We start from the raw sequence: 218 nt of genomic DNA, 5'->3' as shown, positions 1-218 counted from the left end.
GCTCGCCGATGCCGGTGATGAGCTCGCTCATGGGAACCTCCGGAACGCGTCGTGCAGCAGCTGGGCGGGACTGGTACCGTCGGCGAGGCGCCCGCGCGAGGCAACGGTGTGCCCGCCGACGATGACGCGACGTGCGTCGGCAGCGGTCGCAGTGAGCATGAGCTCGGTCGGGTGCGCCCCGAGCGTGCGCGCCGACGCGGCGTCAATCTCGATCAGGT

1 pseudogene is annotated in these 218 nt (G+C 71.6%); it reads right to left on the bottom strand.

Features of this window, described 5'->3' with window-relative positions:
* Window positions 1–27: 27 nt before the first annotated feature.
* Window positions 28–218, bottom strand: a pseudogene (locus DBR36_RS18380) (formimidoylglutamate deiminase); the annotation flags it as partial.

Source organism: Microbacterium sp. HMWF026, from assembly GCF_003061325.1.
Classification (GTDB): domain Bacteria; phylum Actinomycetota; class Actinomycetes; order Actinomycetales; family Microbacteriaceae; genus Microbacterium; species Microbacterium testaceum_E.
This window is presented reverse-complemented; position numbering and strand designations above follow the sequence as displayed.